At 60.7% G+C, this 13,246-nt stretch carries 16 protein-coding genes; 12 read left to right on the forward strand and 4 right to left on the reverse strand.

Annotated features, from left to right (window positions below; genetic code table 11):
* Positions 1–9 precede the first annotated feature (9 nt).
* The gene (locus EGJ22_RS01065; RefSeq protein ID WP_125920095.1) at positions 10–234 is read right to left on the reverse strand and encodes a YdaS family helix-turn-helix protein; all 225 of its coding nucleotides are present in this window, start codon (positions 232–234) and stop codon (positions 10–12) included.
* Between the two features lie 97 nt (positions 235–331).
* On the opposite strand from EGJ22_RS01065, the gene EGJ22_RS01070 reads away from it, so the two are divergent.
* From EGJ22_RS01070 to EGJ22_RS01115, 9 genes are all read left to right on the forward strand, one after another.
* A complete protein-coding gene (locus EGJ22_RS01070; RefSeq protein WP_125920096.1) occupies positions 332–1,036 on the forward strand; it encodes a LexA family transcriptional regulator in 705 nt (234 codons plus the stop codon).
* Positions 1,037–1,336: 300 nt separating this feature from the next.
* Positions 1,337–1,846 carry a hypothetical protein gene (locus EGJ22_RS01075; RefSeq protein WP_125920097.1) on the forward strand — a complete coding sequence of 170 codons (510 nt, stop codon included), beginning with the start codon at positions 1,337–1,339 and terminating at the stop codon, positions 1,844–1,846.
* The gene (locus EGJ22_RS01080) at positions 1,843–2,088 is read left to right on the forward strand and encodes a pyocin activator PrtN family protein (protein ID WP_125920098.1); all 246 of its coding nucleotides are present in this window, start codon (positions 1,843–1,845) and stop codon (positions 2,086–2,088) included. The genes EGJ22_RS01075 and EGJ22_RS01080 overlap by 4 nt, the downstream gene beginning before the upstream one ends.
* An 82-nt stretch (positions 2,089–2,170) precedes the next feature.
* The gene (locus EGJ22_RS01085) at positions 2,171–2,668 is read left to right on the forward strand and encodes a hypothetical protein (protein ID WP_125920099.1); all 498 of its coding nucleotides are present in this window, start codon (positions 2,171–2,173) and stop codon (positions 2,666–2,668) included.
* On the forward strand, positions 2,665–4,494 hold the full coding sequence (locus EGJ22_RS01090) for a DNA cytosine methyltransferase (RefSeq protein WP_125920100.1): 1,830 nt from the start codon (positions 2,665–2,667) through the stop codon (positions 4,492–4,494). Before EGJ22_RS01085 ends, EGJ22_RS01090 begins: the two co-directional genes overlap by 4 nt.
* The gene (locus EGJ22_RS01095) at positions 4,491–4,691 is read left to right on the forward strand and encodes a hypothetical protein (protein ID WP_125920101.1); all 201 of its coding nucleotides are present in this window, start codon (positions 4,491–4,493) and stop codon (positions 4,689–4,691) included. Before EGJ22_RS01090 ends, EGJ22_RS01095 begins: the two co-directional genes overlap by 4 nt.
* 192 nt (positions 4,692–4,883) lie before the next feature.
* Positions 4,884–5,069, forward strand: coding sequence for a hypothetical protein (locus EGJ22_RS01100; protein WP_125920102.1), 186 nt, complete (start codon positions 4,884–4,886; stop codon positions 5,067–5,069).
* A complete protein-coding gene (locus tag EGJ22_RS01105; protein WP_125920103.1) occupies positions 5,066–5,707 on the forward strand; it encodes a hypothetical protein in 642 nt (213 codons plus the stop codon). The genes EGJ22_RS01100 and EGJ22_RS01105 overlap by 4 nt, the downstream gene beginning before the upstream one ends.
* Before the next feature lie 195 nt (positions 5,708–5,902).
* Positions 5,903–6,178 (forward strand): pyocin activator PrtN family protein, encoded by a 276-nt coding sequence (locus EGJ22_RS01115; protein WP_021785401.1) that lies wholly within the window; start codon positions 5,903–5,905, stop codon positions 6,176–6,178.
* Here the strand turns inward: EGJ22_RS01115 and EGJ22_RS01120 are convergent, their stop codons facing one another.
* Positions 6,179–7,300: a tyrosine-type recombinase/integrase gene (locus EGJ22_RS01120; RefSeq protein WP_125920105.1), complete on the reverse strand. Its 1,122-nt coding sequence runs from the start codon at positions 7,298–7,300 to the stop codon at positions 6,179–6,181.
* A gap of 104 nt (positions 7,301–7,404) precedes the next feature.
* Here EGJ22_RS01120 and dusA point away from each other — a divergent pair, with 104 nt between their 5' ends.
* From dusA to EGJ22_RS01135, 3 genes are all read left to right on the forward strand, one after another.
* Positions 7,405–8,415: a tRNA dihydrouridine(20/20a) synthase DusA gene (dusA, locus tag EGJ22_RS01125; protein WP_125920106.1), complete on the forward strand. Its 1,011-nt coding sequence runs from the start codon at positions 7,405–7,407 to the stop codon at positions 8,413–8,415.
* A 187-nt stretch (positions 8,416–8,602) separates the two neighbouring features.
* Entirely contained in the window at positions 8,603–9,529 is a 927-nt protein-coding gene (gene tal / locus EGJ22_RS01130; protein ID WP_029885861.1) for a transaldolase, read from the forward strand.
* 71 nt (positions 9,530–9,600) lie between these two features.
* Positions 9,601–11,451 carry an alkaline phosphatase D family protein gene (locus EGJ22_RS01135; RefSeq protein WP_029885860.1) on the forward strand — a complete coding sequence of 617 codons (1,851 nt, stop codon included), beginning with the start codon at positions 9,601–9,603 and terminating at the stop codon, positions 11,449–11,451.
* An 82-nt stretch (positions 11,452–11,533) separates the two neighbouring features.
* On the opposite strand, the gene rssC is transcribed toward EGJ22_RS01135, so the two are convergent.
* Positions 11,534–12,016 (reverse strand): anti-sigma factor antagonist RssC, encoded by a 483-nt coding sequence (gene rssC, locus EGJ22_RS01140; RefSeq protein WP_009686305.1) that lies wholly within the window; start codon positions 12,014–12,016, stop codon positions 11,534–11,536.
* Complete coding sequence (gene rssB, locus EGJ22_RS01145) at positions 12,013–13,194, reverse strand: two-component system response regulator RssB (protein WP_029885859.1); 1,182 nt, start codon at positions 13,192–13,194, stop codon at positions 12,013–12,015. Before rssB ends, rssC begins: the two co-directional genes overlap by 4 nt.
* Positions 13,195–13,246 lie beyond the last annotated feature (52 nt).

The following is a 13,246-nucleotide window of genomic DNA, read 5'->3' on the forward strand; positions in this document are numbered from 1 at the left end:
GTCCAGCACCTAATCTTTTGTTTGCCTCAGATATGCCCAATCGATATCCGGCCGCAGTGCTTCGCAACGAATCACCCCTTCCGTTTCCCGATCAAGACTCACTGCCAGTCCCGCGCTAGCACGGCGGTTGCCGTAAGCAACCTGTTTCAACTGGCCGACAGACGTCCCGCACTCGCGCGCGAAAGCCTCGAGCCGTGCCTTATCCATCGTCTTCAAGTACTCGCTAAGCGTCATAGACACCTCCATGAGCGGCGAGATTAGCAATTGCTAATTACTAAGGCAATAGCAGTTTGTAATTTACTGTTTGCTAACGGACAGCAATCATCACCACATGGATATAAACGAAAGGCGTATCGCCTCCCTCCGCACGATCATGGGCAACCTGAGCCAGAAGGAATTCGCAGAGGCTCATGACCTGGATGCGTCGTACCTGTCACAACTGCTAAACGGCCATCGCAAGCTGGGGGAAAAGGCTGCGCTGAATTTGGAGCTCAAGATCGGGCTCGCAGCAGGGACGCTGACATCTCCTCCCAACGAGGAGCCATCCACCGCAGCCCCAACCAACGTGGTTCGCCTACCTACCCGGTCGGTCAAGGACAAGAACTTCGTGCTGATACCGTATCTCGACATTGCGGCGTCAATGGGGCATGGCAAGGCAGCCCCAAACATGCACATTGAAGTCATCCGCGACATGACGGTTCACCTCGACTGGCTCAGGATGCAGGGCCTAACCTTCTCGAGAATCGAGAACCTCGCAATCATCACCGGGGACGGCGACAGTATGTCGGGAACGTTCGCGGACGGTGATGCACTGCTTGTTGATCGCGGTATTACCGAGGTCAAGACAGACGCCATCTACGTCTTTACGCTGGACGGTGACCTCTACATCAAACGCCTACAACGTCTTACCGGCGGCCTGTTGCGGATGATCTCCGACAATCCGATCTATCCCCCCATCACCATCGACGAGTCGATGATCGAGCGCATGCACATTCAAGCCCGCGTACTGCTGGCCTGGAACGCCAAAAAGATCTAACGCCTCATTGTGTTGCGACCCCACCGGCGATCCGCTGGGGAGCAACCATGCCCCATTAATTTAGCGCTTGCTATTGTTGATTCATTTAGCTTTTGCTAATTTCAGCTTCGTGCCCCCTCTCACATCAAGGACACGAAGAATGAAACCAGCACAGCACATCGGATCGGTAGCGGTCCTGATTCACCCCACTGCCTGCAGCAGCCTGGCGCGTATCCACGCGTTCCAGCGAAGCACCGGCCTGCAGCTAATCGTCACTCAGGATGGCAAAGCCCATGCAGTTGCCAAATCCGGGGGGGCGGCATGAGCGATTTCCACATATCTCTTCACCAAATCATGCTGCTGCAGCGAACGCTAGATAACGGAGGCAAAGCAACCTGCAAGCTACAACGCCCTGAAGTCTCGGTTGATGCCGTGATCGAGATCGAGAACGACAAAACCCACCACCGTATCAAGGTGACGCTTGGACCGTTCACCAGCAGCCTGAGCCTACCGCGAGCCCTTTCGACCAAATGCCAGTCCCTGCGGGATTTTTTGCAGGACTTGGCCAACGGCCGCACTGACTCCGGCGCCCAGTCGGAAGAAGCCCTCGTACTCATGGAGGCACAGGCCAGCGTGGAAGAGGTTCTTCAGGCAGGCCAGACCGTCTATGTAATTGCGACCGTCAACAGTCAACTCCCTCTCGGCGCCGTTGTGACGAACGAGCAGGGAGAGATCTGTGCCGCAGTCACCGGAGCCAGCAAAGAGCACCTTGCCGCAGCAGTACACGCAAAGCTCCGGCATGGCCCAGAGCGCATCGGGGAATGCGCATGAGCACGTTGGAACAACTACGCAATGAGTGGACCACCCCCTGCCCGACGCTGACCGCTGTCAGGGAGCGTTACTTCCCCCATATCGGATCCGACAGACGTTTCAAGGAGCTGATCAACAAAGGTCGGATTGATCTTCAACTGAGCAAAATCGACAGCTCGAAGAAAGCACAGCACGTGATCTACCTGCACAACCTTGCCGCTTATCTCGACCGACAGGCCGAACGTTCAACCCAGTCAGCTTGACCAGGCGGCCCCGGCCATCAGGGGCATACGGCCCCCGCCGACTCTCACATCAACGGCGGAGGGCTCTTTCGGAGCACAGCACATGCAATCGCATCAACAAGTTCTTGCCATGGGCATTCTCTTGCTGGCCACCCTAGCCATCCTGCCTTTCCTGTTCGCGAAAGCCCGCCAACGCGCCTTCAACCGCGGCCTGGACGCCGGCAAACAGCGCCTGAAAGCCGATCTGAAATTGCAGATCAAAGGCCTTCAAGACGACCTGGACGAAGCCCGGGCCCAGACCGAAGCGGACCAGCGCAAGCATCACCTGGCTATCGCACACCTCAAAAGCAGCATCCGCGAACTCGAAGCCCGGATCATGTCCTACACCGGGCTTGCAGTGACCAGGGCGGACTACGAGCTGCTCATCAGCGCCATAGAAACCCTGAACCTGACCGAGCGGACGCTTACGGCAATGAAGGCAACTCAGCAGGCATCACGAGCCGGTCTGCAAGCTACAGGACTGAGCGACTTGGCTAAACGCATACACGCTCAACTGCGTGAAACGCCGGCCAGCGCCGCAAATGCAGGGGCTGCAGCATGACAACCGCCCAGCAGATCAACGTGTCAGGCACTCAGCAGCAGACACTCCCCTTCCAGCGCGAACTATATGTGGACCTATTCGCGGGGGCGGGCGGAGCAAGCAGCGGCGGCGCCCGGGCCTATCGCGACCCTGATGTGGCCATCAACCACAACCCCATCGCCATCGCCGTGCACCGGGCCAACCACCGCAAGACCCGGCACTACATCAGCGACATCTACGAGGTCGATCCACTGGAGGCCACCGGCGGCCAACCGGTTGGCATCCTGTGGGCCTCCCCAGACTGCCGGCACTTCTCCAAGGCCAAAGGTGGCGCGCCACGCAGCAAAAGCGTTCGCTCCCTTCCATGGGTCGTTGTCCGCTGGGTATTCGCGACACGCCCGCGCCTGTTCCTCATGGAAAACGTCGAGGAATTCCAGGCCTGGGGGCCGCTGGACGATGCTGGTAAACCGCTCAAGACCGAGATGGGTCGGACCTTCAAGGCATTCATATCCTGCCTTACCACCGGCCTGCCTGCAGACCACCCCGATATGGAAGAAATCATGGACTGCATCGGCCAGTGGGTTCCCATGGAAGCTCTGGTGCGTGGCCTGGGTTGCAATGTGCAATGGAAAGAACGCCGTGCGTCCAACGCTGGGTCACCGACCATCCGCAAGCGCCTGTTCCTTATCGGTCGCACCGATGGCCGTCCCATTGTGTGGACCAAACCCAAGCGACACGAGAACCCCCAGGCCGATCAGCTGCCATGGCGAACCGCGGCGGAGTGCATCGACTTCTCCGACCTGGGCAAAAGCATTCTCGAACGCAAGCGCCCGCTGGTGGACAACACCTGCCGCCGGGTCGCGAAGGGATTCTGGCGGCACACCGTGCTGGCCGAGCAACCGTTTGTCATCCCCTTAAACGATCAGCAGCTGGCTGCCGCCAGCCTCACCGAGTTCGCCAACGCGAGCAACCAGCGAACCTTCAGCATTGCAGAGCCTTTGCGCACCCAGGTTGCCCAAGTGAAGGGTGGCCACTTCGCCATGGCAGCAGCACACCTCACGCATTTGACCCACCATGGCGAGCGCTCGGGCTATCCCGTCACAGAGGCAGTTCGAACCATTACCGGAGCAAACCGGGGCGAACAGGCAATGGCCACTGCCGCCATGGTGACACTGCGCAAGGGCTGCACCGGCAGCAGCCTTTTGCAGCCCGTCAACGCCCTGACCACAGGCAGCGGGCACCACGCTTTGGCCGCATGTCACTTTGAGCAGGCTAACGGCGGGTTCTACAACGGTGACGGGCGGGCTGCAAAGGCACCACTGAGCACCATTCTCGGACGAGGCACTAATCAGCGGCTGGCCACCGCCTACCTTGTGAAGTACTACGGCACGGGCGGGCAGTGGCAAGGTGTGGAAGAGCCTATGCACACGCTGCCAACGAGAGAGCGCATGGCGCTGGTCACCATCGTGCAGGTGCCAGCCGCCATCCTGCCGCCGGAACTGATGGAACGGGCCCGGAAATGCGCCCACTTCCTGCACAAGTACCTGCCTGAACACTTCCCCAATCCAGTGGATGTGGTGCTGCTCGGCGAGTATGCCCTGGTGGACTTCACCCTGCGCATGCTCAAGGCACCGGAGCTGAAGCTGGCACAAGGGTTCAGCCCTGACTACATCCTCGATCGCGGACTCTTTGAGAACCCTCACACGGGCCAGCTGGAGTGGCGCGCCATCAACAACACCGACCAGATCCGACTGATCGGCAACAGTGTTTGCCCAGACGAGGCGGAGGATCTGATCGCCGCCAACGCCAAGGATCTGATCGATCTGTACCAGCGGGAGGCCGCATGAGCCAACACGACCATCCCGCACCCGACGTGAAATTCAACGCAGCCGCGTGGCTCGGCCAGGCCGGGCTGTATCGCACTCGGTTTGACGCCGTGCGCAACTTCGAGCAGTCCGTCACGCCGGTTTCCGCTGACGAACTATTCGAGCTTGCTAGCAAACAGGTGATCAGCCAGATCAACGAGGGCCGGAACCGTGCCTAACCCAACACGAATCTGGCAACTGATCAGCCTTGTGCTCGCCATCACGCTGGTTGCCGCCCTAGTCGAGCTGTATCGCAGCAGCACCGCCCGCCGCCCAGCGGCAGGTCCATTACCGACCGTCGACATTAGCCAGAACTTCGAGCGCCTGGCCCTAAGCCCGAATGCACGCCGCGCCCATGAGAGGTATTCGTTGTGACCACCACACAGACCTACACCCCGACTACCCGGACGCCGAAAGGCATGCAACCCATGCAGCGCCCCGCCATGTCGTTCATCTGCGACATCTGCGGCAAGGCTCGCGTGAAGGGCAATCACGACCAGTGCTCCAAGGCCCGCCAGGCAGCTGGCTTCATCATCACGCGAGGTCGCAAGTCATGAGCATCGATCCACGCGACCTGTTCGTTAGCCTCAACCCCCTCGGCCTGTCCCAGCTCGAGCTGGAAAAGGACAGCTCCGGCTTCGTCGACGACCGCACCCACAACGACTACCTGGTGTTCCTGGCTGGCTACAAAGCAGGCACGGTGGATGGCGAGGAACGCGAGTGCCAGCGCCACCACCCAATAAACGCCGAGGGCTTCCAGCCCGAGATCAGCACCCTGCTTTCCGGCATGCCCTTTGCCGGTGCGGCGGGCGTACACAACCTGAATCAGGCGGAGGGCAGCAAGCCCGACCTCAACATTACTCTTCCGAAAGGTGAGCGCGAGAGCTACTCCGCCGCCCGGGAAGTCCTGACCGAGAGGATTCGTCAGATCATGGTTGAGGGCTATACAGCGGAACAAGATGACCAGTACACAACAGGACAGCTAGCTGATGCGGCCAGCGTCTACGCCGCCTGGGCTCGCACTTGGAACCTACCGTATGCCCAATGCACGCATACCCCAGCACTATGGCCATGGGCTCCAGAAACGTGGAAGCCCCAATCTCAGCGGCAAATGCTCATCAAATCGGGAGCATTGATCCTGGCTGAATTGGAGCGCCTTGATCGACAGCAGGCCCAGGAGGTTGCGCATGGCTAACCAAACTCCCCCACGGATCCGCCCAACAATGGCCTCGCACAGCCTCGACCTGCCCGCCATCTGCGATGTCTGCGGCAAAGGTAGGTCGACCAGACGACACTCGAAATGCAGTCGGATCCGCCAACTGCGCGAGGGCGATAAATGGGCAGCCTACATGGCCAATGTGGCCGCCAAACGAGCACTGGGGAGACGTGCATGAACACCGCTTTTGTTCTGATGGCGCAATACAACGGCAAAGCCATCATCTCAATAGAGCAGGTTTGCTCCGACTATTTCACGCACCTGACACCGGATATGTTTCAACGGAAGGTACTGGCCGGACAAATCCAGCTTCCAATAACCAGGCTCGAAGCTAGTCAGAAAAGCGCCAGGGGCATACATATCGCTGATCTGGCCCTGTACCTCGACCGTCAGAGAGAAGCTGCGCGCCTCGAATGCGCGCAGCTGAACAAACCTCTACGCGCAAGCTAACTAGCCTACCCGGGCGCCGAGCTTCACCGGCGCCTGGATAATCTGGTCCAACCACTTCCAACCCTTATACCCGTCTCCTCGACCGCGCAAATGCGTATAACGCCGCATCGAGTTCCAATCGCGATGGCCGGATACACTCGAAACTCTGGGTATATCCCAATCCATCTCAAACAGCCGGCTCACACCTTCGTGGCGCAGATCGTGAAAGTGCAAGTCCTCGATACCTTTCATCTTGCACGCTTTAGCCCAAGCAGTACCGACCGAGTCAGTGTTGTAGGGGAATATCTCCGGACACTCCCTCGGCATGCTCTGCACAATCTGCCATGCCTCATCTGGTAAATGACACCAGACATCATTACCTAGCTTCTGACCGGGGTTTTTCATATCCCGCACTTTTACTGCTTTTCGGTGCTCATCCAGATCGTCCCAGAGAATTCGGGTGATTTCGTCCATTCGTCTTGTCGAAAAGATCGCGAACGCCACCACCTTGGGCATGTGGATGACTGATGGCCTGCGCTGCAGCGTCTCGAAGAAGTGCTCCATCACTTTGTCGAGCTCATCCAATGTAGGCCTGCGATCTCTCTCGCGACTCCTCATGTTGTAACCGAACTTTTTCAGGACCAAACGAGCATCAGGCATTGCTAACGGATTGATCTCGTACCCCCAAGCCGCCCTGGCCAAGGACAACACCGAACCCAGGTGAGCCAAATCATTTCCGGCAGTCTGAGGCTTTACGGAGCCACCCTCAGGCCCCATGCGCCAAAGCGCATAATCCACCAGGACCTGCTGGCTGATATCGGAGTCGATCTTCTCCCCCAAGTAACTTTTCTTGATGGCATTGAGAGTCAGTCGCTTGGTTTCACCGAGAGGCCGGGCTTTCTCCGCCTCGATCAGGTAGCGCTCGATCATCTCCTTGACCGTGTGCCCCTTGCGGCCGGCCCTCTCAATCGCACCAGGTACCGCCAATTCGGTCTCTCGTCGCTTCGCCCAGGCTTGAGCAGCCTGCTTGCGGGCGAATGTCTGGGCTTCTTGGTAAACTATGACACCCTTTTTCTTGAGGCGGATCTGGACGGTGTAGCTGACCGTCCCATCGGCCTTTTTCCTTGCTCTGATCGTTGCCATGATTTTCGGTGGTACAAGCGTGATTGGCGGTGGTACATCGTACCACTGTCACACCAAAAACGCCCAAAAACCCCCAAAAACGGCACAAAAATGCGTAGACCAGAATGCCCCTAGAATCAGCCTCAAAGCCACAAACCACGCGCCCTGAGCCCTCTCGCCGCTTCAGCGTCGCACCGATGATGGACTGGACAGACCGCCATTGCCGCTTCTTCCTGCGCCTGCTGTCCAAGCAAACCTTGCTCTACACCGAAATGGTCACCACCGGCGCCCTGCTGCACAACGACGCCGACCGTTTCCTGCGCCATGACGTTTCCGAGCATCCGCTGGCCCTGCAGCTGGGCGGCAGCGTGCCTGCCGACCTGGCGGCCTGTGCCCGCCTTGCCGAGCAAGCCGGCTACGACGAGGTCAACCTCAATGTCGGCTGCCCGAGCGACCGGGTGCAGAACAACATGATCGGTGCCTGCCTGATGGCCCACCCGGCGCTGGTGGCTGATTGCGTGAAGGCCATGCGCGATGCGGTAGCCACCCCGGTGACGGTCAAGCACCGCATTGGCATCAATGGGCGCGACAGCTACGCCGAGCTGTGCGACTTCGTTGGCCAAGTGCGCGAAGCGGGCTGCCGCAGCTTTACCGTGCATGCGCGCATCGCGATTCTGGAAGGGCTTTCGCCGAAGGAAAACCGCGAGATCCCTCCGCTGCGCTACGACGTGGCAGCGCAATTGAAGGCCGACTTCCCGGACCTGGAGATTGTGCTCAACGGCGGAATCAAAACCCTCGGCGAGTGCCAGGCGCACCTGCAAACCTTCGACGGGGTGATGCTGGGGCGTGAGGCCTATCACAACCCGTACCTGCTGGCGGAGGTGGATCAGCAACTGTTCGGCAGCGAAGCTGCCGTGATCAGCCGCAGCGAGGCGTTGGCGCAGCTACGGCCGTACATCGTGGCGCACATGGAAAGTGGTGGCGCGATGCACCATGTTACCCGGCACATTCTGGGTCTGGCCCAGGGGTTCAAGGGCGCCCGGCGCTTCCGTCAGCTGCTGTCGGCGGATATTCACAAGGCGGCGCAGCCGCTGGCCGTGTTCGACCAGGCAGTGGAGCTGCTTCAGGGGCGCTGATGCGCTGTTTAGCGACAGCGGGTGCAGATGACGCCAGCACGCGCGGTGGTGTGCGGAACCTCGGGGTGGCGCCGGACTCGAAACTCATCTTCACACCACCCTTCGTGGCAGGCCCGCGCCTACCGGCCCTTGAGCGGCCGTCGGGGCTCGGGTAATGTCGAGTCATTGCACAGGACAGAGCACGCCCATGACCTCCAAGCTGGAACAACTCAAGCAGTTCACCACCGTGGTCGCCGATACCGGAGACCTGGACGCCATCACCCGCCTGAAACCGGTCGATGCCACCACCAACCCGTCGCTGCTGCTCAAAGCCGCTGCCATCAGCGGTTACGCGGACCTGCTCAAGCAGGTCAAGGCAGATGCCAAGGGCAATGTCGACCTGGCCTGCGACAAGTTTGCCGTGGCCGTGGGCTCGGGCATCCTCAAGGTCATTCCCGGGCGTATCTCCACCGAGGTGGATGCCCGCCTGTCATTCGACGAACCGGCCCTGCTGGCCAAGGCCCGGGCGTTGATCGACCTGTATGAAAAAGCCGGCGTCGGCCGTGACCGCGTGCTGATCAAGCTGGCCTCGACCTGGGAAGGCATCCGCGCTGCCGAGAAGCTGGAAAAGGAAGGTATCCAGACCAACCTTACCCTGCTGTTCTCGTTCGCCCAGGCCCAGGCCTGTGCGGATGCCGGGGTATTCCTGATTTCGCCGTTCGTGGGCCGGATCTACGACTGGTACAAGAAAAGCACTGGCCAGGACTACGTGGGCGCCGAAGACCCGGGTGTGCAATCGGTCACGCGCATCTACAACTACTACAAGGCCAATGGCTACGACACCGTCGTCATGGGTGCCAGCTTCCGCAACATCGGCCAGATCGAACAACTGGCGGGCTGCGATCGCCTGACCATCAGCCCTGACCTGCTCGACCAATTGAGCAGCGACCAGGGTGAGTTGCCGCGCATGCTCAAGCCAGGCAATGCTGGCGAGGCCAAGCAGGTGCTGAACGAAAGCCAGTTCCGCTGGGCAATGAACGAAGATGCCATGGCCACCGAGAAACTGGCCGAGGGCATCCGCCAGTTTGCCCGGGACCAGGAAAAGCTGGAAAAACTGATGGCTGAAAACGCCTGAGTAGTTTCGGCCCCGCCAGGCGGGCGTAAAGTGCCAAGCACCTTGCGCCCCATACCCTTCCCGAGCTGTTGATGACCGCCCCTACACTGCTGCCCCTCGTACTGGCCGGCCCGGTCCTGCGGCGCCTGGAACCCCAGCGCCTGGCTATCTGGCTGGTCGCCACCGAACCGCTGCACGCGCAATTCGTCTCCCACGCCAGCGACGCCCAGGTAGACTGCCAGGTGATAGCCGTAGGCAAGCACGCCTTCATTCACCTGCTGGATATCCATTTCAGCGATGCGCTGCCCTGCAACCAGTTGCTGGACTATGACCTGCTGATCAATGGCAAGGGCATCGCCGATTGGGCACCTCACCTGCTCTACCCCGGCAACCAGCGCCCCAACCTGGTGTTGCGCGAGCGCCTCGACCACCTGTTGCATGGCTCATGCCGCAAACCGCACCACCCTGCGGCCGACGGCCTGCTGTGCGCAGACCGCCTGCTGCAGGCTTGCACAACCCCGCAAGACCGCCCCGCCGTGCTGCTGATGACCGGCGACCAGGTGTATGCCGACGACGTGGCCGGGCCGATGCTGCGTGCCATCCACAGCCTGATCGCGCGCCTGGGCCTGTTCGACGAGCAACTTGAAGGTGCGGTGGTCACCGACAGCCAGGCGCTGTACCAGCACCCGGCCAGTTACTATCACCGCGCAGACCTGTTGCCGGCACAGAAGCTCAACGAAACCCTGCGCGAGCGGTTTTTCGGTGGCAAGCGCAAACCGATCTTCTCTTCCAGCAACGCTGACAACCACCTGGTGACCTTCGCCGAAGTCATGGCCATGTACCTGCTGGTGTGGTCCCCCGTGCCATGGCAGCTGGTCGACCTGGCCATGCCAGCAGGGCTCAGCGACCAACACCAGGCCCGTTACCAGCACGAGATGCCGCTGGTCCGCGGGTTTGCCGAAAACCTCGGCCAAGTGGCCAGGGCCATGGCCCACCTGCCCTGCCTGATGATCTTCGACGACCACGACATCACCGACGACTGGAACCTGTCGGCACAATGGGAGCAGACCGCCTACGGCCACCCGTTTTCACGGCGGATCATCGGCAATGCCCTGCTCGGCTACCTGTTGTGCCAGGCCTGGGGCAATGCCCCGGACACCTGCAAGCCGCTGCTCGACCAGTGCCAGGCACTGACCGGCGACAACCAGGATGCAGTGATCGGTGAGCTGCTGCGCTTTCAGGGCTGGCAGTTCAGCCTGCCTACCGAGCCGCCATTGCTGGTGCTGGACACCCGTACCCGCCGCTGGCGTAGCGAAAGCAACCTGGCCAGGCCATCCGGCCTGCTGGACTGGGAAGCGTTGAGTGAACTGCAGCAGGCGCTGCTCGATCACCCATCGGCAGTCATCGTTTCACCGGCGCCGATTTTCGGCGTGAAACTGATCGAGACGGTGCAGAAGGTCTTCAGCTGGCTGGGCTACCCCTTGCTGGTCGACGCCGAAAACTGGATGGCCCACCGCGGGGCGGCGCAGGTCATCCTCAACATATTCCGCCACTCGCGCACACCCGGGCACTACGTGGTGCTGTCGGGCGATGTGCACTATTCGTTCGTCTACGAAGTGCTGATTCGCCACCGCCAACGCAGCCCGCACTTGTGGCAAGTGACCAGCAGCGGCATCAAGAACGAGTTCCCCCGGCGCCTGCTGGACGTGCTGGACCGCCTCAACCGCTGGCTGTACTCGCCGCGCTCGCCGCTTAACTGGTTTACCAAACGCCGGGAAATGGAGGTCGTGCCACGCACGCCCAGCCACAGCAAGGCCGGGGAACGGCTGTGGAACGGCGCAGGGCTGGGGCAGGTGTTTTTTGATCGGCAGGGGCGGCCGGTACGCGTGTATCAGCTGGATGCGGGTGGCGCGCAGGCAACCGAGTTTATCGGGGGCCCGTAGCCAGGCAGCGTGGCCAGCGCGTGGGCCAGGCTCTTGCGAAGTGGCGCCGCGACGACCGCGCACGCCCCTCAAGGCACAGTGCCTAGCTGCGCTCCAGCGCATTCACCAGGTCATGGAACGCTTCGCGGTTGGAGTCATTCAGGCCCATGAGGATCTTGTGCGCCTCCAGCACCTTGGAACGCACCACGTCTTCGTTCTGGTCCTGCGACGGCAGGTCGGTCAGGCACTCGGGGCAGGGAATTGGCCGATCGACGATATTGAACACCTGATCGAAGCCCATCGATTGCAGCAACCGGGAGATGTCCGGATTGGTGGTCACCACCGTCGGCAGCAGGCCTACCTTCTGGCGCGACAGGATCGACAGCTTGGCCAGCAGGCCCAAGGTGGTGCTGTCGATGCTCTCGGTTTCGGTCAGGTCGATGACAATGGCCGAGAAGTTCAGCGCCGTGAAAATCTTCTCGATCGTTGCATCCAGCGCCGAACACAAGGTCAGGCGCACTTCACCGACAAATTTCAGTACAAAGGTACCGCTCTGCTCGGCGAACTGGATTCTACCGGTACTCATTGAAGGTTCCTGCTTAACACCAATAGGGCGATATCATCCGGCATCTCCCCAAGCGTAGCCAATCCAAAACGTTGACGCAGCCCATCCAGGCTACCACCTGCTGCCTTGACGATCTCCGGCAAGGCGGCTTCTTTATCTTTGAGCGTATCACCCGGCAAAAGGTCCAGAATGCCATCGGACATGAGGCTGATGCTGAATTGTGGCGGCAGCTCCACGACCAGGTCCTGGTAAGTGGCCTCGTCAAACAGCCCCACCGGCAGGCCACGGCCTTCCAAGTAGCGGGCGTTGCCTGGGGTGTACAGCACCGGCAGCGGCAAGTGGCCGCCAACGGCGTAGGTCAGCAGGCCCGAATCCTCGTCTATCACGCCACCTACCATGGTCACGTGCTTGCCCAGCTTGCTGTTGATCAGGCCGCGGTTGATGTGGCTGAGCACTTCCGAGGGCTTGAACTCACGCATCTTGTTGCGCTTGAGTTCGAACATGAGGCGTGTGGTCATGAATTTCAACAGCACGGTGACAAAGGCCGACGACGCGCCATGCCCTGAAACATCGGCAAGGTAGAAGGCGATACGCCGGTCATCGACGCGGAAGTAGTCGACGAAATCACCCGACAGGTACAGCGACGGGATGATCTGGTGCTCGAAGGCGAACTCGCCGGCAGCCCATGGGCTTTCCGGCAGCATGTTCATCTGCACCTGGCGGCCGGCGGTCTGGTCTTCCTGCAGCAGGTGCAGGCTGGCCTCCAGCTCGCGGTTGGCGGCTTCGAGCTTGTCGCGGTAGCGCTGGTTTTCCAGCACCAGGCGCGAGCGGTCGAGGGCGCGGCGCACCGAGTGTTCCAGTACGGCCAGGTCTTCCAGCGGCTTGATCAGGTAATCCGCAGCCCCCAGGCGCAGTGCTTCCACCGCATCACTCATGACGCCGGCACCGGACACCACGATCACCGGCACCTGCGGCGCACGCTCGCTGACCTGGCGGATCAGTTCGAGCCCGCCCATCTGCGGCATGCGCAGGTCGCAGATCACGAGGTCGGGCTGGTGCTCTTCGAAGACCTGAAGCCCCTGCTGGCCATTACCGGCCTGGAGCACGCTGAAACCACTGTCTTCAAGATACGCGGCGAGGCTCGCACGGACCACGTCGTCGTCATCGATGATCAGCAGCGTTGCACTGGTATTCTGCATGTGGGCGAACGGCGCCGATTTAGGTTGGTGCAGCGGTGTCGGCAAGGCAGAC

The organism is Pseudomonas sp. p99-361 (assembly GCF_003935475.1).
GTDB lineage: Bacteria > Pseudomonadota > Gammaproteobacteria > Pseudomonadales > Pseudomonadaceae > Aquipseudomonas > Aquipseudomonas juntendi.

What these genes read in the sequence shown, in the direction of transcription:
- EGJ22_RS01105 (WP_125920103.1), top strand. Translation starts at nt 5,066, where the DNA reads ATGAGCATCGATCCACGCGACCTGTTCGTTAGCCTCAACCCCCTCGGC.
- EGJ22_RS01085 (WP_125920099.1), top strand. Translation starts at nt 2,171, where the DNA reads ATGCAATCGCATCAACAAGTTCTTGCCATGGGCATTCTCTTGCTGGCC.
- rssC (WP_009686305.1), bottom strand. Translation starts at nt 12,016, where the DNA reads ATGAGTACCGGTAGAATCCAGTTCGCCGAGCAGAGCGGTACCTTTGTA.
- EGJ22_RS01080 (WP_125920098.1), top strand. Translation starts at nt 1,843, where the DNA reads ATGAGCACGTTGGAACAACTACGCAATGAGTGGACCACCCCCTGCCCG.
- EGJ22_RS01065 (WP_125920095.1), bottom strand. Translation starts at nt 234, where the DNA reads ATGACGCTTAGCGAGTACTTGAAGACGATGGATAAGGCACGGCTCGAG.
- dusA (WP_125920106.1), top strand. Translation starts at nt 7,405, where the DNA reads ATGCCCCTAGAATCAGCCTCAAAGCCACAAACCACGCGCCCTGAGCCC.
- rssB (WP_029885859.1), bottom strand. Translation starts at nt 13,194, where the DNA reads ATGCAGAATACCAGTGCAACGCTGCTGATCATCGATGACGACGACGTG.
- EGJ22_RS01120 (WP_125920105.1), bottom strand. Translation starts at nt 7,300, where the DNA reads ATGGCAACGATCAGAGCAAGGAAAAAGGCCGATGGGACGGTCAGCTAC.
- EGJ22_RS01090 (WP_125920100.1), top strand. Translation starts at nt 2,665, where the DNA reads ATGACAACCGCCCAGCAGATCAACGTGTCAGGCACTCAGCAGCAGACA.
- EGJ22_RS01135 (WP_029885860.1), top strand. Translation starts at nt 9,601, where the DNA reads ATGACCGCCCCTACACTGCTGCCCCTCGTACTGGCCGGCCCGGTCCTG.
- tal (WP_029885861.1), top strand. Translation starts at nt 8,603, where the DNA reads ATGACCTCCAAGCTGGAACAACTCAAGCAGTTCACCACCGTGGTCGCC.
- EGJ22_RS01075 (WP_125920097.1), top strand. Translation starts at nt 1,337, where the DNA reads ATGAGCGATTTCCACATATCTCTTCACCAAATCATGCTGCTGCAGCGA.
- EGJ22_RS01115 (WP_021785401.1), top strand. Translation starts at nt 5,903, where the DNA reads ATGAACACCGCTTTTGTTCTGATGGCGCAATACAACGGCAAAGCCATC.
- EGJ22_RS01070 (WP_125920096.1), top strand. Translation starts at nt 332, where the DNA reads ATGGATATAAACGAAAGGCGTATCGCCTCCCTCCGCACGATCATGGGC.
- EGJ22_RS01095 (WP_125920101.1), top strand. Translation starts at nt 4,491, where the DNA reads ATGAGCCAACACGACCATCCCGCACCCGACGTGAAATTCAACGCAGCC.